The organism is Aetokthonos hydrillicola CCALA 1050 (assembly GCF_017591665.1).
Lineage (GTDB): Bacteria > Cyanobacteriota > Cyanobacteriia > Cyanobacteriales > Nostocaceae > Aetokthonos > Aetokthonos hydrillicola.
The window spans coordinates 38,674-58,353 of sequence record NZ_JAAKGC010000005.1 but is presented as its reverse complement, the minus strand read 5'-3'; the positions used below and the strand labels follow the sequence as shown (position 1 = coordinate 58,353).

Sequence of the window (19,680 nt, the reverse complement as noted above, 5' to 3'; positions counted from 1 at the left end):
TAAAAGGTTGATGGGGTGATGAAGTTTACAGTTATTCAAGAAACTTTAAACAAGAAGTCAGGAATCAGAATACAGTAGTCAGAATCAAGAGTATGGGGATTTCAGCCTCATTATTTGTCCACCAGTTATACTGTCTTTCATTCTGGCTTCTGGCTCCTGACTCCTGAATTCTTTTAGCTAAACATTAAATGTAAGTAGGTAGACAAAATCGCTTTACCATAAAATAAGGATACGACTGCTCCTAAAGCAAGGAATGGACCAAAAGGGATAGGCTTCTTTTTTCCAAATGTTTTTCTAGCTACTAAAACACCTGCAACAGCAGCAATAAAAATAGCTAAAAGCAAATACCGCCAACCTAGCCAAGCTCCCATCATTGCTGCTAGTTTGACATCTCCTCCTCCCATGCCATCTTTTCTTAACACAAAGTAACCAAGAATAGCGATCGCATCGAACAGCCATAATCCCAGCACTGCTCCTACAACTCCTGTCATCACCTGCTTTGCCAATCCTGATAAACTAGCCTCTGATCCAAAACCCAAAACTATATGAAACAGTATTCCCAGCACCAACCCTGACTGTGTTAGTGGGTTAGGTAGAGTCATCGTATCCAAGTCAATCAAAGACAGAGCTAAGAGCCAACTACAAAAAGCCCAGTAACCTAGTGTCAATAGAGAAAACTTAAATATCCAGAAAACGACCACAAATAATATTGCCGTCACCCCTTCTACAATTGGGTAACGGGAAGAAATTCTGGTTTTACAATAACGACACCGTCCTTTTAACAAAAGCCATCCCAGCACTGGGAGATTATCGTATGCTTTGAGTTTATTTAAGCAGTGTGGACACCGAGATGGTGGCCAAAGAATAGATAATCGTATCGGTAGTCGGTAAACTACGACGTTGATAAAGCTTCCAATAGATGCTCCCAAAGCAAAAACTATTAGACTTGCCGGAAAGACTAATAATAGGTCCATTTAGTTAGTGGATAATTGCTACTTGTTATTTTTCCCACTAGCCACTAACTAATACACATTGAATTTAATTTGACTTAATCACTAAAACATGCTCAAGCTTTTCTATGAAAACAAAGCGAACTAATACACATGGGATTCAATTTGATTTAAGGGCACAAAACATTCTTCTGGCAGGAGAATCGGGTGGTTGGTAAAAATAACTTTACCTCGGTGATGAACTCGGTTAATTGCCACCCCGGAAGGTTGCCCAGCGATTTCTGGGTGTACTTCGCAGTAGATATTATAGATTTGGACAGCGGCTTTGATGACGTTAGGGTCAATCAATGCTGGCTGGTTCTTTGGATTGGTATAATTTGCCGGTCGTTGTTTTAGAGCGTACACCACTCAACCAATTTTGTTTTCTAGGTTTCTCTATAGTTTATCTGAAAAAATGAATGTTGATTGTTAACAGAGATTTCAGTCATCCCGAAAGTATGAAATTTTACTTTCTCTACACATTCAGCTTAAGCTTCGAGAGCTTGGATGAGTGCTTTACCCATAGCGCGACAACCTAACAGATTCATTCCCGGTGACATTATATCGCCAGTGCGATCGCCTTGTTGTAGAACCCGTAAAACAGCATCTTCAATGTCGTCGGCTGCTTTTGGTTGGTTTAAACCGTACCGCAGCATCATTGCAGCACTTAAAACTTGTGCGAGAGGATTGGCTTTATCCTGTCCAGCAATATCTGGAGCTGAACCGTGAACCGGTTCAAAAACACCAGGACCAGAAGCGCCTAAACTAGCAGAAGGTAACATTCCAATACTGCCAGTTAGCATAGCAGCAGCATCAGAGAGAATATCACCAAACAAATTGCCCGTGACGATAGTATCGAATTGCTTGGGCGCACGAACCAACTGCATTGCAGCATTATCTACATATAAATGTGATAGTTCCACATCTGGATACTCTTGAGAGAGTTGAGTGATGCGATCGCGCCATAACTGAGAGACTTCCAAAACGTTTGATTTATCAACTGAACAGAGTTTACCACCACGTTTTCGTGCTGTTTCAAAAGCGACTCTCCCAATCCGCTCAATTTCCGATTCAGTGTAAGCCATAGTATTCACACCACGCTTTTCACCCGTTTCTGTCGGAAAAATACCTTTAGGCTTACCGAAATAAATACCACCAGTGAGTTCGCGCACCACCATAATATCGACGCCTTCCACAACCTCTTTTTTTAAGGTTGAAGCATCAATCAGCTGCGGGAAAATTTTTGCTGGACGTAAATTAGCAAATAATCCCAAACCCGCACGTAACCCTAATAAACCTGCTTCAGGGCGTAAGTGAGATGGTAAAGAATCCCACTTATAACCACCAATAGCAGCTAGTAATACTCCATCACTTTTACGACATGTATCCAGTGTTACGGCTGGCAATGGTTCACCAGTGGCGTCAATTGCTGCACCACCCATCAGCATTTCTTCAAACTCAAACTGAATATCAAACTTTTTCTCTATGACTTTCAGCACGTCTACCGCCACCGCCATAATTTCGGTTCCAATACCATCGCCAGGGAGTAATGTAATGCGGTAGTTTTGAGTCATAATTCCTTCTATGTGTAAGTGTTCAAATATAATACACAGGAATGGGGCATGGGGCAAAGGGCACTTAAACAGTGAACAGTTATCAGTTATCAGTTATCAAGACTTATAGTGCAGTGTTTAGCGTTGCGATCAACACATTACTCTTGACTGATAACTGATAACTGTATTCCTCATCTCACCTTTGGATAAGGAATGCGCTTGTGGTGAAACTGCTGCCAAACTTGAACAAAAATTTCGGCGATTCGAGCCATATCTTCCCGTGTTAAGTCGGAATCTACCATTTGATTGTCTTGCCATCTAGCACGGAGGATATTGTTTAGCATGACTAAAGCGTGTTCTGGGGAGGTATCTTTGAGCGATCGCAGCGCTGCTTCACAAGAATCAGCCAGCATAACAATTGCGGTTTCTCGTGACTGAGGAATTGGACCATCGTAGCGAAAATCAGCCTCGTCCACTTCTAATGTTGGATCTTCTTTTGCCATTTGCAGAGCTTGGTGATAAAAATAAGTAATCTGCATTGTCCCTTGATGCTGTGGAATAAAGGCTTGAATTGCTGTTGGCAAACTATGTTTTCGTGCCATCACTAAGCCTTCTGAGACATGTTTTTTGATAATTGCTGCACTTTTCCAAGGATCTTGAATTTCTGTATCGTGTTTATTTTGTCCTCCCATCTGATTTTCAATAAATGCGATGGGATCGTGCATTTTTCCGATATCGTGATACAGTGTCCCTGCTCTTACAAGCTCGACATTGCATCTTAAGTGTTTGGCGGCAGCTTCAGCAAGGGTCGCAACAAACAGTGTATGCTGAAAAGTCCCAGGCGCTTCAGTGGCAAGCCGCTTTAACAAAGGACGGTTAGGATTTGCAAGTTCCGCTAAACGAATCGGGGTGACTAAATCAAATAATTTTTCTAGGTAGGGACTTAAACCAAGCGCTACAACACTCCAAGCTAAGCCAGATAAAGCAAATAATGCTGCGTGTTGAAGTGTGATATATAAAGACATACCAAATGCTTTACCTAAAAGAAGATAGAGTAGCAGGTAAACACTACCCTCTGTTACAGCAATAGCAAGACTTAATAAAGCTAGTTCTTCACGTGAGTGTAGTCGTTGTGCCACGCAACCTGCTAATACGCCTCCAGCTGCACCAGCTAAAAGCATGATTTTACTCATTTCTAGGCTAACTGGTAGCAAAAATAACATTAGACCTACAACTGTCACGCTCAAAACAGAACCGTAATAACTACCCAAAAGTAAACCTACACCACTCCAGGTTGTGTAGGGTATACCCATTGTGAGCAATATTGGTGTACTCAAAGTGAGCAACAGCACCAATAATCGATCTGTTTGTCTCAGTCGCCATTTGCTTTGTTGTTCTATTAAGGCAAAAATACCAACAGCAGCAATCACAAAATTTCCTAAACGGAACAATGCTAGCCACTTAACTTCTCGACGAATCAACCGGTAATGATCTAGTACCTCAAGTTTCCAAGGGGTGATCTTTTCTCCTTTTTTAACAATAATCTCACCTTGCTTGACCTTCACCATTACTGGTTGTACTAGAGCAGCAGCCTTTGCAGCGATTAGTGTAGTTTTTATTTCATCTTTCTTAAGATTTGGTTTGAGTACATTCAACAACAATTTGATTGCTAGATGTTCACCATCTTTTGGTACAGATGTTTGCACCTGTAGGCTTATTGCATGTTCCAAAATATTCGTCGGGAGTCCAGGTGATAAACCTTGGGCGAGGATTCGTTGTGCACTTTGTCGGATTCCCATTTGTGTTTTTGCCCAATCGTCGTTTGACAAATCCAGTAAGGAAGTTTCCTTGTATACTGTTTCGGGTTGTTCAGTTAAAAGCTCTAAAAGCTTGGTTTTTGCTTTAGCGTATCCTTGCCGTGCTTTTAAGATCCGAAACATCAGTGAGGAGAACTGTTGCTTAGAAGACGAGGCACGATAAGCTTCTAATTGCGCTGCTGCTTGAGTAAAATCAGCTTTTTTGAACAAATCGACTGGGCTTAAATCCATATCTGTTGCTGATAATACATTGCCTTGTTCATATTCCTCAAGAGTTTTCAGCGCTCCTATTTTACTTTTTTGTGTAGGAGATAACAGTCCTGTATTTTGTTTTCCAGTATTTTCAATAACTAGAAGTAACGCTTGCCATTCCCAATCAGGACAGGATTGCAGATAGTGCTGGCTAGATGCAGATAAAATTAAATTGTCAAAAAAAGGAAAAGACGCTATTGAAGAACGAATTTCGTTACCTTGGTTGAGCAGTTGTTGCAAGCTTCGGTTGATTTGATGATTAATTTCGTTATCAATCATCAACACCGGTATAGAACTGATACTAGCGGCTTGGCGTTGATCTGCTGTTTTTAGCTGATCTTGGATGGTAGCATCTGCTGGTGCTTTGATCGTTTGTGGTGCAATAGTCCCCACGTGAAGCTGAGGCTGATTGTATAAGTTATTACCCATAACTCCTATCAACGACAAAACAGCAAGCAAAAAAATGATCAGAGACGACTTGCTGCGCCGCAACGAGTGTAAGCTCAGAGCATAGAAGCCTCGTTTCATTTTTACCGACTTTGCCATTGAGCTTAACGCTGTTCGTTTTCGGTATTTGTCTTTGTCGCTTGTCCTGGATAAGTACAGACGGCGTCTCGCTTTCCATCGTCGCAGCCAGTGACTTAACGGCTGCGTTAAGTTTTGAAAAAATGGTGCTTGTTTCATCACCTAAAACCGCAGTTGCTTACTTTTACTGCTCAAAATAAAACAATCCTAAACAGAAGTTTTTTTGAATTTGATTAACCACAATAGCTACCCTACACAGACTACGATTGAGGGGAGATTTTGTAAATATTATCAGTATAGAAATTAACGAAAAATTCTTGTAGGAATTGAGCAACAATCTTTTTATTAAGTTGGACGATAGGAGGTTGTTTTTTCGCCGTCAGGAATTTTTGCGGTTAAATTCAAAATTTGAAAAGCGGAGTTTGGAGATGTTTGAAGAATGGTCTATTTATTTTAATAATTCCTACCATAGTAGTAATATTCAACTATACCTTTAGGATTACAGCTAGTTGCTGCGGATAATCCCAGGAGATGCTACCAGCATTTCGCTACTATACTGCCTACCTTTGGGACGCTGCGCAGACGCGATCACCTCAATTATCTTACAATCTTCTTTTTTTACATCGTTAGAATTTGTCTCTAAGTCATAAATTCCTGACCATACAGACATAAGCGAATCAGTTAGTTCTAACAGTCGCGAAAAGTTGATCAGTTCTGTTTCTGGTGAGTTTGCTTGAGCCACTAGCATCTGCCAGTTTACCGGAATGCCTATAGTGCTATTATACGCTCCTGACAAAGCCCCAGTAATAGTATTTATACCATGTGAGTGACTTGGAATTTGACGAGATCTCAAAACTGAAAGACGGAAATCCTCTAGAGTATCCAAAAAGCAGTAAAATGCCATGGCAATAGCGTTACTGAACTTTTCTTCTTTGATCAACTCAGCTTGTACTCTTTCTAATCCAGCTTGAGAATCTAACAAGTCATTAACTTTTATTAATTGCTCTGGTAAGCTCGTTGAACTTTCCCCAATAAAAGAAATTGTTTGAGAAATCAAGTTGGTTTTTGATAGTTTTTCTCTTAGAGACTGAGCGATCGCATAACCAACTGCCAGTGTCCCATCCCTTATGAGCGGCTCATCGCTCCATAATTGAACCGATAAGAGCAAGTTTTCTCGAAGTTTTATTCTATTTTCGTGAAAAAATAATGCTATTGGCAGTGCAGCAAGAACTGTTTCCGGAAGAATATTGAACGTGTCTACAAGCACTGGTTCTGGGTTGTTGTACTTTTGCCAATCTTTTAAGTCAAACCTACCCAAATTAATTAAACTTTCTGCACCCGAAATTGCCATTTCTAACCAATGTAGAGACTTCGTATTTAACGTCCCTACACTTTGGTGTTTTTTGTTACCAATTAATGGCAAGCTTCTCCCTAGGAGTGCTCCAAGTATCGTTCCACCAAATCGACTTCTAAGAGAGTAGCGCATTATTGGACAAGCTAATAGTTAAGCAAATTGTTCTACTACTCTATCAAGATTGAAATGGGGAAAGACGGAAAAAACAGGAATCTATTTAGATGTTCCCGTCTATTGTAGGGCACAAGGCTTTGCGACCCTACTGATGTTTTTAATGCCTTAAATGGTATACTAAAGCCTGCAAGCCGAGCAAGTAGCTTTGTATACCAAATCCACTAATTTGCCCAATTACAACTGGAGCTATATATGAATGATGGCGGAATTCTTCGCGGCGGTAGATATTACTCAGATGCACTTCCACTGTAGGTAAGTTAACAGCAGCGATCGCATCCCTCAGCGCCACACTTGTATGAGTGTAGGCAGCGGCATTAATCAAAATACCCTGATGTTGATTTAGTGCTCCATGTATAGCGTCTACCAACACGCCTTCATGATTTGACTGCATACAAGATGCTTTCGCTTGTAGTTTTATTGCTTCTGTTTCTAACAAGCGATTAATTTCCGTCAAACTTGTCGAACCATAAATTCCTGGTTCACGCTGTCCTAGCAAGTTCAAATTTGGTCCATGCAGCACCAGAACGCTTAAGGGAGACAATATTAAATCCGGCATGTTGGTTCTCTAAGACTCTGTATGTGGTGAGTCCAGCTTACCGCCTGCGAGAGCGCTCGTTAACTGGAATTGGAATCAGTTCCGGTTCCGGCTCAGCAGCTGGCCCGAGAAGGGCTTCAATCAGCTTGCGTGCTAATTCCTTGAGCTTTTCTAGCACCTTGTCTATATAGTCCATTGAACTGACCGCTCCTGAGTTACTACCTCAATTATTATTGTGCCACTGCGGAGAAACTAACTTTACTGTTTCGATCTGGATGTAAACCCTGTTGATCCCCACTTACCTATTTTAGGTACAAGCCACTTTGAAATGTAGTCTTTCTCCGTTTCTTTCTAGAGTATCACATTCATGACTAATATAACCGCATCCTATTAAAGAAATAGAGTGTAAGGGGCATAGGGCATGGGGCATGGGGCATAGGGCATGGGGTATACCTAAGACAGTTTTTTCCTTCTTCCCCTGCTCCCTGCTCCCTGCTAAGAGCTCCCTTTTATTTTTTCTTTGCAGTTGTTGCTTTTGACTTAGTTGTAGACTTCGGGCTAGAGCTTTTTGATTGACTTGTTTTGCGACTAGATTTCGCAGTTTGTGCTTTGGTTGCCAACAGTTCTAAGGCCTTAGAGAGAGTCACATCGTCAACCGATTCACCCTCTGGAATACCAACATTAGTTTTACCGTGTTTAATATAAGTTCCGTAAGGTCCGTTGTAGATGTTTACAGGTTCACCGTCTTCTGGATGGGAGCCTAATTCTTTTAAGGCTGCTTTAGATTTGCTTGTACTGGTACGTCCTTTTTTCGGCTCAGACAATAATTCTAACGCTCTTTCTAAAGAAATTGTTAAGACATCATCACCTGCCTTGAGAGAACGATAATCTTTGCCCTCCTTACCTTGATCATGAACGACATAAGGGCCATATCGCCCCAAATTCGCTTGAATTTTGCCACCTGTTTCTGGATGATGACCTAATAATCTAGGTAAAGCTAACAAACCCACCGCCATATCAAGGGTAGCGTCTTCTGGCTTCACACCTTTAGGAAGAGAAGCTTGTTTAGGTTTGGGGTTTTCTTCTGACTTGTCACCTAGTTGAACATAAGGACCATAAGGACCTATAAGTACATAGATTGGCTCGCCAGTTTCTGGGTGTCTACCTAACTGATCAGGACCAGAGGTTTTTTGTCGTAGTAGAGTTTCTACCTGTTTGGGATCAAGATCTGCTGGGGTTAAATCTTTAGGAATTGATGCCGTTACAACACCATCACCATTTTCTACTTCTAGATAAGGACCAAATTTCCCAATACGGACTTTAGCATCTAAGTTTTCCAACTCGACCGTTCGAGCGGCGTTACCATCAATTTGGTTTTCCTGTTCCTTCACCAGGGTTTCTAGCCCTTTCTCTCCTAGATAAAACTCCCGTAAATAGGGTAGCCATTTAGCTTCTCCAGCAGCAATGTCATCCAACGTCTGCTCCATTTTGGAGGTGAAGCTCGGATCGACAATGTCAGGAAAGTGTTTTTCTAGTAGATCGGTAACAGCAAAAGCCGTGAAGGTAGGTATAAGAGCGTTATTGGTTAATTGGGTATAACCCTTGTCTATGATAGTGCCGATAATGCTGGCATATGTACTCGGACGACCAATGCCTTCACTTTCAAGGGTTTTTACCAAAGTTGCTTCGGTGTATCTCGCTGGTGGTTGGGTTTCGTGACCAATCGCTTCCAGTTCCTTACAGTTTGGGCGATCGCCTACCTTGAGGTTAGGTAAGATAATCTCTTGGTCTTCTAATGCTGCTTCGGGATCATCAGATCCTTCAACGTAAGCGCGTAAAAACCCAGGAAAATCAATACGTTTGCCAGAAGACCGAAAACCTGCGTCTTCCACTTGTAGCTGCATGGTGATTTGGGTTTGGCGAGAGTCCGCCATTTGGGTGGCGACGGTACGCTTCCAAATCAGGTCATAGAGTTGTAATTCCCGACCACTCAACCCAGTGTCTTGAGGGGTACGGAAGCTGTTACCTGCAGGTCGAATAGCTTCGTGAGCTTCTTGTGCGCCTTTTGATTTGGTAGCGTATTGCCTAGGTTCAGGGCTAAGGTACTGTTTGCCGTAAAGTTGTGCTACACAAGCACGAGCTGCTGTGATTGCTTGCTCTGATAAATTGACTGAATCCGTACGCATGTAAGTAATATAACCTTGCTCATACAAATTCTGAGCAATGCGCATTGTGTCCCGTGCTGACAAGCGCAGTTTACGGTTAGATTCTTGTTGCAGAGTAGACGTAGTAAATGGTGGTGCGGGTTTGCGAGTCACAGGACGTTCTTCCATCTCAGTGACTTGCCAAACTTTACCAGCTAAGCGTTCTTTGAGAGCAAGTGCTTCTGCTTCATTTAAAAGGATAACCTGGCGCTCCTTAGCGATTTGACCGGTTGCTGAGTCGAAATCACTACCAGTTGCTAGCCTAGTTCCTCCAAGAGTGATTAATTGGGAAACAAAGCTCAACGAACCTTTCTCTGCAGGAGGCGTTAAAGTTGCTTTTAAATCCCAGTATGTACCTTGGTGGAAAGCACGCCGCTGGCGTTCCCTCTTCACTAAAAGTCGCACAGCAACTGATTGTACCCGCCCTGCGGAAAGTCCCCAAGCTATTTTTTTCCACAGCAGAGGCGACAAAGTATAGCCTACAAGCCGATCTAAAATTCGCCGTGTTTCTTGAGCGCGAACTAACTGTTCATCTATATCGCGACAGTTTTCCAAGGCTTTTTTGATAGCCTCAGAGGTAATTTCATGAAACACCATCCGCTTGATAGGCACTTTTGGCTTTAGTAACTGGTGTAAGTGCCAACTAATACTTTCACCTTCACGATCTTCGTCAGTTGCTAAGATCAGTTCATCTACGTCTTTAAGTGCCTCTTTAAGCTGTGTGACAATTTTCTTTTTATCTTTAGGAACTACATACAGAGGTTCAAAGTCAGCGTCTATATTTACCCCTAGCTGCGCCCATTTTTCTCCTTTTACGTTAGAGGGAATTTCAGTAGCTGATTGAGGAAGGTCACGTACATGACCCATAGACGCTTCCACCCGATAGTCTCTTGGTAAGTAGTTGCGAATGGTACGAGCTTTGGTCGGAGATTCGACAATGACAAGAGTTGACATGGAAATAAAACAAAGAAAAGTTGGGGCTGCTCAGCTAAACAGTCAAGTTGAAAGAATAGGGCGTCAGATATTGAGCGGAAACTGACGCGCTCAAGAGCTTGGTTTAATCGTTACATATACTGCGGGAAACCGGCAAAATTCCCTTAAACTCGAGGTATACGGGAGAGATTGCCAGAATTAAGCAGTTGGACTGTGGATCTTCCTTTAGGTTAGAAAAGCAAGAGCATGAGTTGGTTATTTTAATCATTAACCTATCTCAGGCATAAATGGCGACTACAGTTTTCACAATACTTCTTTAAGGTTAATACAATAGGGCAATGGGCAATGGGCAATGGGCAATGGGCAATGGGCAATGGGCAATGGGCAATGCGTATGGGAGAAAGGATTATATCGCTAAATTTAGTTTTGTAGAAAGAAGTCAATATTGCTTTGATAAGTCTTTTTTTGCTCTCCACGGCCCATGCCCCATGCCCCATGCCCTATGCCCTATGCCCTATGCCCTATGCCCTATGCCCCATGCCCCATACCATACATTTTTGGCAAAAAACATGCTATCATAATTGCGGAGAAATCAACTCGGCGGAATTGTCCTTGTTTTTATCAATAACTGCAAGTGGCTCTTCGGGTAAATCTCTCTGCATAATAGGATTATGGAGAGTTTCATGTCAATTTACGTAGGTAACCTATCCTACAGCGTTACACAAGAAGATCTAAGTCAGGTATTTTCTGAATACGGCGCTGTGAAGCAGGTTCAACTACCCACAGATCGAGAAACAGGTCGTGCAAGAGGTTTTGGTTTTGTAGAAATGGAATCGGAAACTGCGGAAAACGACGCCATTCAGGCTTTAGATGGCGCTGAGTGGATGGGACGTGTAATGAAAGTTAATAAAGCTAGACCAAAAGAGGAAAAAAGTAGTCGTTCTGGCGGTGGTAGCTGGGGTAACAAAAACAGTAGCAATGGCGGCTACTCAAAACGATATTAACACCCAAAACAGAAGTAAGCGGTAGAGACTGAGCTAAGCATAACTAAATATACATTAAAGCACACTAACAGTTTATACTTCCCACAGTCACAAACTGAGTTCGTCTCTAGCAATGGATAGTTTTAAGTTCATAGATCCGCTTACCAAAGCGGTCTGTGTACTATGTGAACTATACTCATCTAAAAGCAGTTCAGTGTTGAGCTGAACTGCTTAATTATTTCTTATAATCACTCATGAAAAAATCTATAAAAGCAGCGGAAACCCCTTCAAATAGTACTCCCTGCGGCTTTTCTCCCTACCCCTTACCCCTTACCCCTTGCCTATAAAAGATTAATGCAAGGGAAACAAAAAACAATACAATTAACACAGTGGGACTATTATGTCTAGTAGCCAAAACCTATAAATAAAGATGGATTTTGCTAATCTTGCATCCCAGTTGAATGCTGGAACGATTCTACCGGAAGGGATTGTAATCATAACCCTTTTGGGAGTTTTAATTGTTGACTTAATTTTGGGGCGTACATCCTCCCGTTGGATTGGATATCTAGCGATCGCAGGTTTATTTGCCTCGATTGTAGCCCTGTGCTTTCAATGGGATAGTACCAACCATATTTTCTTTGGCGGAGCCTTTAATAGTGACGACCTCAGTATCGTCTTTCGTGGGATTGTGGCTTTGTCTTGTGCGGTCACCATTTTGATGTCAATTCGCTACATCGAACAAAGTGGTGCGGCTTTAGCAGAATTCATCGCGATTTTGCTGACTGCTACCTTAGGAGGAATGTTCTTATCTGGTGCTAGCGAGTTGGTGATGATTTTCATCTCGTTAGAAACCCTGAGTATCTCCTCTTATTTACTGACAGGTTATACCAAACGTGACCCCCGTTCAAATGAAGCAGCACTAAAATACCTGTTGATCGGTGCTTCGAGTACGGCGGTATTTTTGTATGGGGTGTCGCTGCTGTATGGTCTATCAGGTGGACAAACTGAACTGAGTGCGATCGGCGATGGAATTGCCAAAGCAGGTGCTGGTCAATCCTTAGGGTTGTTGATTGCTCTAGTTTTTGTAATTGCTGGTATTGGCTTCAAAATTTCTGCTGCTCCTTTCCATCAGTGGACACCAGACGTTTACGAAGGTGCGCCTACCCCAGTAATTGCCTTTTTGTCTGTCGGTTCTAAAGCAGCTGGGTTTGCTTTAGCTATCCGCTTACTAACAGTAGCCTTTCCCCTCGTTGTTGACGAATGGAAGTTTGTCTTCACCGCCCTCGCTGTTCTTAGCATGATTTTGGGTAACGTTGTGGCGTTAACCCAAACCAGCATGAAACGAATGCTAGCTTATTCATCCATTGCGCAAGCTGGATTTGTCATGCTTGGGTTGATTGCTGGTACCGAAGCGGGATATGCCAGTATGGTATTCTACTTGCTGGTTTATCTATTCATGAACCTCTGTGGTTTTACCTGTGTTATTCTGTTCTCTCTTCGCACAGGAACAGACCAAATTGTGGAATACTCTGGTCTTTATCAGAAAGACTCTCTTCTCACCCTAGGATTAAGCATTTCTCTGCTTTCCTTGGGCGGAATCCCTCCACTAGCTGGATTTTTTGGAAAGATTTACTTGTTCTGGGCTGGTTGGCAAGCTGGTCTTTATGGGTTAGTCTTGTTAGGGCTAGTTACTAGTGTCGTCTCCATCTACTACTACATTCGCGTAGTTAGGATGATGGTAGTCAAAGAACCTCAAGAAATGTCCGACGCAGTGAAAAATTATCCCGAAGTGCGTTGGGATTTGCCTGGACTTAGACCTTTGCAGGTGGGTTTAATAGTCACTTTAATAGCAACTACCATTTCAGGTATCTTGTCCAATCCTCTATTTACACTGGCGAATAATTCCATTGCCCATACAACAATCTTGCAACCAACTACAGTGATTAGCAATCAGGTAAACAATACCACAACTGAGCTAGCGGAGAAGTTGTAGATTTAAACTTGATGTAGCTGTATTAGATTCAATAGGGGTGAACGGCTGTTCGCCCCTATTCTATTTTGATACTATTCTTATTCTTGGTGACTAAACTTATTCAGGAGCGTTAAAACACGATCCCTTTATGGGTGGTGTATTCTGACTCCTGACTCCTTGTTATTCAATTAATCGTGGTAAGATTCAACTCAAAATAAGTGTATTTACTGTTTGAAATTATAAATTCACTTTGTTATTAAATAAGCTATAGGATAAAGTATCGAACTTTATCCTATAGCTCATGTCCAAGAAATTAATGATAATTTTTAGCTCTATGGAGAATCCCGAAAAAGTTTTCCCTTTGCTGGTATCTGCCTCTTTTCCAATTTCTCAGTAATTACAATGTGTAGGTTTGTATAGTCTATAGACATCTACTACTTTGGATAGATATAATTTCGATTGTTATTATAATTGGTTTGAAATTCTCCCCTTTTACTGCTCTGACAGGTATAGCTGCTTGTGAGGATACCACAAAATAGAAAATTAAAATTCGAGTGAAGTTAATAAATGTATGGCTTAATGGTGATGTGGGACAAAGAGAAAAATATAGTATCAAAGATACTTATACTAGAGCTGATCTGCTTTGGAAGGAAAAAATGAATGGGGAAAAGCAACGAGGAGTGTTCAGTTCTAGCTTTTCAAAACTTAATGGGCTGCTATAGTAAATAGAAAATTCACTTAGAGATTATTGATATTTTGTGGGGAGTAAAGTAATACCTGCGATTCTGACAATGAAATTACTATCATGTTAATCAAACTTATCATCTACCTGGGAATTTTAAGCTATATGATGCTTTCATATCGCTTCTTCAGTGAGTGGCTAGGATTCTTTCTAGAAGATGAAGAAATGAAAGCCATTGATCAGCGCTTTTTTTATGGTGTAGTTTTAGTTATATCTGCTATTTTATGGCCTATAGTCGTTCCATTTGCGTATTTAGAGCTATTAAAGTTTCATAAAAGGCATAAGGCAATTATTGATTTACTCATCAATATGTCTAGAAACAGAGCTTTTGATGATTAAGGCATCACTGTACCCAACCGGGTAAATTGTACGCTAAGACTGAAACTAAGATGGGATAAGCTTTTCAGCAATCTCTTTTTTCTGTAAAATTGGTGAGAAAACTATGGTTATGGTGCTAGTTTTAATCTAGTTTGAACGAAAAATCGTCGTTCCAGACACTTGAAAATTTCTTAGCGTACAAAAAACCTTTTCTGGCACGGTGATGCCATTATCGTCGAGTGCGCTCTTTAAGATTAACTGATGATACCTGGAAGGCTTTAGAGTTAAGCACCGGCTGGGCTGATCCATAGCAGAAAAAGATGCCAGTGATGACCGATTAGGAAGAGTAGTAGAAGAATTAGGTAAGCAGTCAGAGGCTAGGGTTGAAATAGAAATAAAGTTGTCCCAACATCTGATTCGAGCCTACGAATTGCCCACGGAAGTGGCAAAACGCACCACTATTAATGGTGCGTTACAGCTTTGAGCTTATTTAGTTTTTGTGGGGGCTGGTTCTTCAGTCTTGTTTACCGGATTTTGTGAACCAATGGGTACAATTTCTTTCCATTCCGAAAGATCTCGACGAACTGCGTTCTCAAAATCTTTAGATACTAACAACACATTTGTACTCCCACTTGGCTTAGCAATAGGGTCAACCATAGCATACAAAAAATGTTGGTTAAAGTCAGGCTTTCCTAAAATCAACTTATGGGTTTTTTGATTCTTTAGCTTCACATCAATTGTTGCTTGAGGTTGATCTAAACCAAATTCCCCAAGCTGATTAGCTGGAATCAATAAAGTTCGTTCACTCTTACCCTTGACCAATAAATTTGTCAAATATGACACCACAGCATCATTTGCTGGCATAACCTCTGGAGATTGTAGCATCCACTTATTGTTTTGGCGTTCCAGATTTATCGACAAGTTTTGAGTCTTGATAATTAAAGATTGTAAGTCAGCAGTCCCAAAAGAAAAAATCTGTTGCTTTTTCTCTTTAATTTCTTCTCGTTGAGTCGCGCCTTTAATCTCGTAAAAATAGACAAAGCCACCCAAACCTAGAGCTAACAGTATCAAAATTAAAGTTGTCCTCTGTAATTTCATTTTCCCACCCTCTTATCTCCTGCGCCACCACACAACGCCTGCTGCTGTAAAGCCAACTAAAGGTAAAACTAACAGAGACGACAATGCTAAAACACGAGCTTGGGATGTTGTTAGGTTAATGCGACGATTTTTTGCTTCTTTTGGACGAATTGAAAGGAGTGGTTGATCCTGTTGACTTAACCAAGTCACCGAGTTAAGAAATACATCTCCATTTAGCTGTTGTCCAAACAAGCCATCGGTTGCAAAATCAGAATTTCCTAAAACCACCATCCTTGATTCAGTAAGTTTCGTAGTAGGTTGTGGTGTGGGGGAAGTTGTTGGTGTTGGGTTTGTGGAAGCTTTGGTTGTCGGTTGTGGTGTGGGGGAAGTTGTTGGTGTTGGGTTTGTGGAAGCTTTGGTTGTCGGTTGTGGTGTAGGGGAAGTTGTTGGTGTTGGGTTTGTAGAAGCTTTGGTTGTCGGTTGTGGTGTGGGGGAAGTTGTTGGTGTTGGGTTTGTAGAAGCTTTGGTTGTCGGTTGTGGTGTGGGAGAAGTTGTTGGTGTTGGGTTTGTAGAAGCTTTGGTTGTCGGTTGTGGTGTGGGGGAAGTTGTTGGTGTTGGGTTAGATGTATTTGTATTGCCTAGTTTTTTTGTCAAAGCAACACCTAAGGTTAAGGGACCTTTAAGATCACGTCCTGGATGAAAAACCAACTTTTCACTTTTCTGATCACTTTCTGCCCAACTTTTAGGATAGGGTTTTGTTAGCAACAAGGGAGTCGCTTCTACACCAGATACTGGGGTAGTCTCTATTGCGCGTGCTAAAGGATAAAAAGAAATTCCGTTACGAAAATCTTTGGTAATCGGATGTTTTCCATATTCTGTTACGATGGGGACTGCAGGACCAAGTGCTTCGATTCCAGCAACATCCACTGCTAAACGATTATCCAGCTTCACACCCCAACTAACAAGTAAATTGTCTAGTTTTGGATCACTGTTAGGATCAGTCATCAGCAACAAGTTACCACCCTTGTTGAGATAATTTTGTAAAGCTGTCACTTCACTTTCAAAGAGTGCGCGCCGGGAACCAGCAATTACTACAACAGCAGCATCTTCTGGTACAGTTGACTTTTCTGCTAAATTTAGAGGTGAAGCAATATAGTTTTTGTCACCTAATGCTTGAACAGCTTGTGACATTGCACCATCTCCTTGAGAGAGTAGGTGTTCGCCATGACCTTGAACAAAGTAAACTTTAGGCTGGCTTAAGCTTGTGATTTGTTGGAGACGATTAGTTAGCTTTACTTCAGATAGGCGATCGCTCTCACTGACTACCTGTACCAATTGTTTTCTATTTTGAGATTCTAGGTAGACTTCTCCTTGGTTTTTAACACCAAACTTTTCAGCCAGTCCTGGTTTTGCTTGGGGATCTACGTACTCAAACTTAAAGTTTGGGTTTTGCTGTTGATAATTTTCCAGCAATTCCCGATCCAGCGAATTTTGAGCACCCTGAAATACCCACACCTTAACTGGCTGTTTTAATGAACGTACTAATTCTCTTGACTGCGGTGCAAGGGTAAATAAACGAGTTTCTGTTAAATCCGTTCTTAGGTGGTAGCGAGTACCTAAGAAGTTGATTAAACCGACGATGACTAACATTGCCAAAGTTCCAACTAGGGCGTTAGTACCTGCTTGGGTGGAACGGCGTCCCCACCAGTTACTTTGTTGGTTTTGCCATATTAGCCAAAAACCAACAACTATAATTCCAGGAATTATGAATGCTAAGGCAATTCCATTCCATTTTTCTGTTACCAACCCAATTGTTAAGCCCGCAGCAAGTAGGAATGGACCAAGTAGAAACAGATATTTCCAAAGTTTCTTTTTCGCAATTATAGTATTCATTAACCAAGGTAATAGGCGATAGTATTGTAGGGTGTGTTAGGACGAAGTCCGTAAGGCACCATTATTAAACGTTTGGTATGTTCTAGGTATCTGTTGAGAAATCAAATATTATTCCTATATACAGCAAAAATCTTTTGCGTTATTTATGAAGAAGAATTCAGAAGCCAGGAGAGTGTATTCTGACTCCTGTATTCTGACTTCTGACTCCTTTTTATTGTCTTTGAAAACGTAAGGCATCGATTGATTTTGCTGTCAAAAAGATACCTAAAAAAATATAACTTGCAAACAAAATTAAGCCACTAGTATCTAAAATTCCTTGGATCATAGTGTTGTAATGTTTCAGCAACGATATATAACCTAAAGATTCTCCCACCGGTCCACTAATATTTTTAGCGATAACATCAATCAATAACAGTAATAAAATCACTGCAAATGTGAGGACAGCAGACAGAATAGTGCTATCTGTTAAAGAAGAAATGAACATTCCTATAGACAAAATTGCCGCAGCCAGTAAGATTAGTGCAAAATGACCTAGTAAAGGAATTGTTGGTAACATTGGTGGAGTTGACCCGCTTAAGGCGATCGCTTCCAAAACTAGCAATGGCAAAGCCATAGTTATAAAAAACGTTAGCACACCCAATAATTTACCCACAGCCACTGCCCAGTTTGTGATTGGCGATGTAGCTAACAGTTCTAAAGTGCCTCGCTTACGTTCTTCTGCATAAAGTCCCATTGAGAGAATTGGCAGTATAAATAACAAAAGTGAACCCATACTATCCAATAATGCTCTGACAAACTCATAGGAGTAATCTATTGGCGGTAATTGTACTCCAGCTCGTTGCGCTTGTAAATCCTGTAATGCGGCGAAAGCCAGAATTCCGGTTGGTCCCAGCAAAATCATTACTAGGAACAGACCACTTATAAACCAAAAAACACCCGCAATCACATAAGCCAAAGGCGATATAAAATAACTCTGTAACTCTCGACGATAAATGGCAATAATATTACTCAATACAATACCCATTTATGCTGCCTCTTCTTCTTTGGTTTGTGTTGAAGTCTCCAAATTTTTTTCTTCTGTCGTCAGTTGTAAAAATACATCTTCTAGAGTAGCGCTCACACGCCGCATTTGCTGTAAAGTGAATCCTCCATGCATTAATGCTGCTGCAATTTCTCCTCCTATTTCAGTTCCAGACTGTGATATCACCCGTAGGAGAGCGCGATTTTCTTGAATTTGGGAATGCATTTCCACAGTAGACATTGTTTCAACTAAACTCACTCCTGGTAATTTGGACAATACTTGTTTAGCTAAAGCACCATCTCCTTCAATTTCGAGTTCATACCCTGCACCACCAGTTAACTGAGTCATGAGATTTTCAGGCGTATTTGTTGCTACGAGTTTACCTTTGTTGATAATTGCTACTCGGTTACAAACCATGCTTGCTTCTGGTAGAATGTGTGTTGAAAGAATAATTGTGTGGCTACCAGCAAGGCTTTTAATTAAATTTCGCACTTCAATAATCTGTCTTGGATCAAGTCCAACAGTTGGTTCGTCCAAGATTATAGCTGGTGGATCGTGAACGATCGCTTGCGCAATACCAACTCTTTGCCGATATCCTTTAGAAAGCTTGCGAATAATAACGTGGCGCTTGTCTTGTAAGTTACAGCGTTCGATGGCAGCTTTTACTTTGGTTGTGCGATCGCCGGCTGGTACTCCCTTAATCCTTGCCACAAACAATAAAAACCCTTCTACCGTCATTTCTGGGTACAATGGCGGTGTTTCTGGCAAATACCCTATTCTTTGCCTCACAGCAAGAGAATTTTCATGCACATCAAAACCTGCAATCCGAGCTGTTCCACTCGTCGCAGGTAGATAACCCGCCAAAATCCTCATGGTTGTAGTCTTTCCAGCACCATTTGGTCCCAAAAAACCTAAGATTTCTCCTTGTTCTACATTAAAGGTGACATCAGTAATAGCTTGGGTAGAACCGTATTGTTTATTGAGATGTTCAACTTCAATCATCTGTTTAAGCGTAAGCGTGATTGATGGGTTACCAGAACATAATAAACACTAAAATTGTTCCTTGCGGGAAATTACGCCACAAGGTTTGATTATTGCGTTTCTCAGTTGTATCCCCTCTCCTCTTAACTTGCACCAATAAAATGGTAAATATAAATGCTACTGCGACGATACTGATTGTGTGACTGCATTTAAATCAGCCAGGGATTATAAATCCCTGTCTAAGAGCTAAATTCCTCTAGAAGAGGAATGGAAAGGAATGTTTTATAGTTCAATTCTTGATACTTTCGCGGTGTTAATCAAGTATTTATACTTAAATGTGCAAGATTTGAGCTAACG

At 41.2% G+C, this 19,680-nt stretch carries 14 protein-coding genes and 1 pseudogene; 4 read left to right on the top strand and 11 right to left on the bottom strand.

Annotated elements, in window-relative coordinates; genetic code table 11:
- Positions 1–173: 173 nt before the first annotated feature.
- From G4P69_RS03990 to topA, 7 genes are all read right to left on the bottom strand, one after another.
- Entirely contained in the window at positions 174–974 is an 801-nt protein-coding gene (locus tag G4P69_RS03990) for a prepilin peptidase (RefSeq protein WP_208341524.1), read from the bottom strand.
- A 120-nt stretch (positions 975–1,094) separates the two neighbouring features.
- A complete protein-coding gene (locus G4P69_RS03985; protein ID WP_208341556.1) occupies positions 1,095–1,355 on the bottom strand; it encodes a hypothetical protein in 261 nt (86 codons plus the stop codon).
- A gap of 122 nt (positions 1,356–1,477) precedes the next feature.
- A complete protein-coding gene (gene leuB, locus G4P69_RS03980) occupies positions 1,478–2,563 on the bottom strand; it encodes a 3-isopropylmalate dehydrogenase (RefSeq protein ID WP_208341523.1) in 1,086 nt (361 codons plus the stop codon).
- 170 nt (positions 2,564–2,733) lie between these two features.
- Positions 2,734–5,295: an HD family phosphohydrolase gene (locus G4P69_RS03975; RefSeq protein ID WP_208341522.1), complete on the bottom strand. Its 2,562-nt coding sequence runs from the start codon at positions 5,293–5,295 to the stop codon at positions 2,734–2,736.
- A 346-nt stretch (positions 5,296–5,641) separates the two neighbouring features.
- Positions 5,642–6,622, bottom strand: a complete 981-nt coding sequence (locus tag G4P69_RS03970) for an ADP-ribosylglycohydrolase family protein (RefSeq protein WP_208341521.1) — start codon at positions 6,620–6,622, stop codon at positions 5,642–5,644.
- Positions 6,623–6,761: 139 nt separating this feature from the next.
- A complete protein-coding gene (gene aroQ / locus G4P69_RS03965) occupies positions 6,762–7,220 on the bottom strand; it encodes a type II 3-dehydroquinate dehydratase (RefSeq protein WP_208341520.1) in 459 nt (152 codons plus the stop codon).
- A gap of 488 nt (positions 7,221–7,708) precedes the next feature.
- Entirely contained in the window at positions 7,709–10,357 is a 2,649-nt protein-coding gene (gene topA / locus G4P69_RS03960; RefSeq protein ID WP_208348590.1) for a type I DNA topoisomerase, read from the bottom strand.
- A gap of 662 nt (positions 10,358–11,019) precedes the next feature.
- Here topA and G4P69_RS03955 point away from each other — a divergent pair.
- The 4 genes and pseudogenes from G4P69_RS03955 to G4P69_RS40875 form a co-directional block, all read left to right on the top strand.
- Entirely contained in the window at positions 11,020–11,340 is a 321-nt protein-coding gene (locus G4P69_RS03955; protein ID WP_208344217.1) for an RNA recognition motif domain-containing protein, read from the top strand.
- Positions 11,341–11,749: 409 nt separating this feature from the next.
- A complete protein-coding gene (locus G4P69_RS03950) occupies positions 11,750–13,312 on the top strand; it encodes an NAD(P)H-quinone oxidoreductase subunit N (protein WP_208348587.1) in 1,563 nt (520 codons plus the stop codon).
- Between the two features lie 784 nt (positions 13,313–14,096).
- Positions 14,097–14,372: a hypothetical protein gene (locus tag G4P69_RS03945; protein ID WP_208344216.1), complete on the top strand. Its 276-nt coding sequence runs from the start codon at positions 14,097–14,099 to the stop codon at positions 14,370–14,372.
- A gap of 251 nt (positions 14,373–14,623) precedes the next feature.
- Positions 14,624–14,811, top strand: a pseudogene (locus G4P69_RS40875) (IS1634 family transposase); the annotation flags it as partial.
- Positions 14,812–14,837: 26 nt separating this feature from the next.
- Here G4P69_RS40875 and G4P69_RS03940 read toward each other — a convergent pair.
- From G4P69_RS03940 to G4P69_RS03925, 4 genes are all read right to left on the bottom strand, one after another.
- The gene (locus G4P69_RS03940) at positions 14,838–15,449 is read right to left on the bottom strand and encodes a DUF4340 domain-containing protein (protein ID WP_208344215.1); all 612 of its coding nucleotides are present in this window, start codon (positions 15,447–15,449) and stop codon (positions 14,838–14,840) included.
- A 12-nt stretch (positions 15,450–15,461) separates the two neighbouring features.
- Positions 15,462–17,321, bottom strand: a complete 1,860-nt coding sequence (locus G4P69_RS03935; protein WP_208348584.1) for a GldG family protein — start codon at positions 17,319–17,321, stop codon at positions 15,462–15,464.
- A 211-nt stretch (positions 17,322–17,532) separates the two neighbouring features.
- A complete protein-coding gene (locus G4P69_RS03930; protein WP_208344213.1) occupies positions 17,533–18,345 on the bottom strand; it encodes an ABC transporter permease in 813 nt (270 codons plus the stop codon).
- Positions 18,346–19,344: an ABC transporter ATP-binding protein gene (locus G4P69_RS03925; RefSeq protein WP_208344212.1), complete on the bottom strand. Its 999-nt coding sequence runs from the start codon at positions 19,342–19,344 to the stop codon at positions 18,346–18,348.
- Between the last annotated feature and the right edge of the window lie 336 nt (positions 19,345–19,680).

Coding starts and splice junctions, on each gene's coding strand:
- G4P69_RS03990 (WP_208341524.1), bottom strand. CDS start 974: ATGGACCTATTATTAGTCTTTCCGGCAAGTCTAATAGTTTTTGCTTTG.
- leuB (WP_208341523.1), bottom strand. CDS start 2,563: ATGACTCAAAACTACCGCATTACATTACTCCCTGGCGATGGTATTGGA.
- G4P69_RS03975 (WP_208341522.1), bottom strand. CDS start 5,295: ATGAAACAAGCACCATTTTTTCAAAACTTAACGCAGCCGTTAAGTCAC.
- G4P69_RS03970 (WP_208341521.1), bottom strand. CDS start 6,622: ATGCGCTACTCTCTTAGAAGTCGATTTGGTGGAACGATACTTGGAGCA.
- aroQ (WP_208341520.1), bottom strand. CDS start 7,220: ATGCCGGATTTAATATTGTCTCCCTTAAGCGTTCTGGTGCTGCATGGA.
- topA (WP_208348590.1), bottom strand. CDS start 10,357: ATGTCAACTCTTGTCATTGTCGAATCTCCGACCAAAGCTCGTACCATT.
- G4P69_RS03955 (WP_208344217.1), top strand. CDS start 11,020: ATGTCAATTTACGTAGGTAACCTATCCTACAGCGTTACACAAGAAGAT.
- G4P69_RS03950 (WP_208348587.1), top strand. CDS start 11,750: ATGGATTTTGCTAATCTTGCATCCCAGTTGAATGCTGGAACGATTCTA.
- G4P69_RS03945 (WP_208344216.1), top strand. CDS start 14,097: ATGTTAATCAAACTTATCATCTACCTGGGAATTTTAAGCTATATGATG.
- G4P69_RS03940 (WP_208344215.1), bottom strand. CDS start 15,449: ATGAAATTACAGAGGACAACTTTAATTTTGATACTGTTAGCTCTAGGT.
- G4P69_RS03935 (WP_208348584.1), bottom strand. CDS start 17,321: ATGAATACTATAATTGCGAAAAAGAAACTTTGGAAATATCTGTTTCTA.
- G4P69_RS03930 (WP_208344213.1), bottom strand. CDS start 18,345: ATGGGTATTGTATTGAGTAATATTATTGCCATTTATCGTCGAGAGTTA.
- G4P69_RS03925 (WP_208344212.1), bottom strand. CDS start 19,344: ATGATTGAAGTTGAACATCTCAATAAACAATACGGTTCTACCCAAGCT.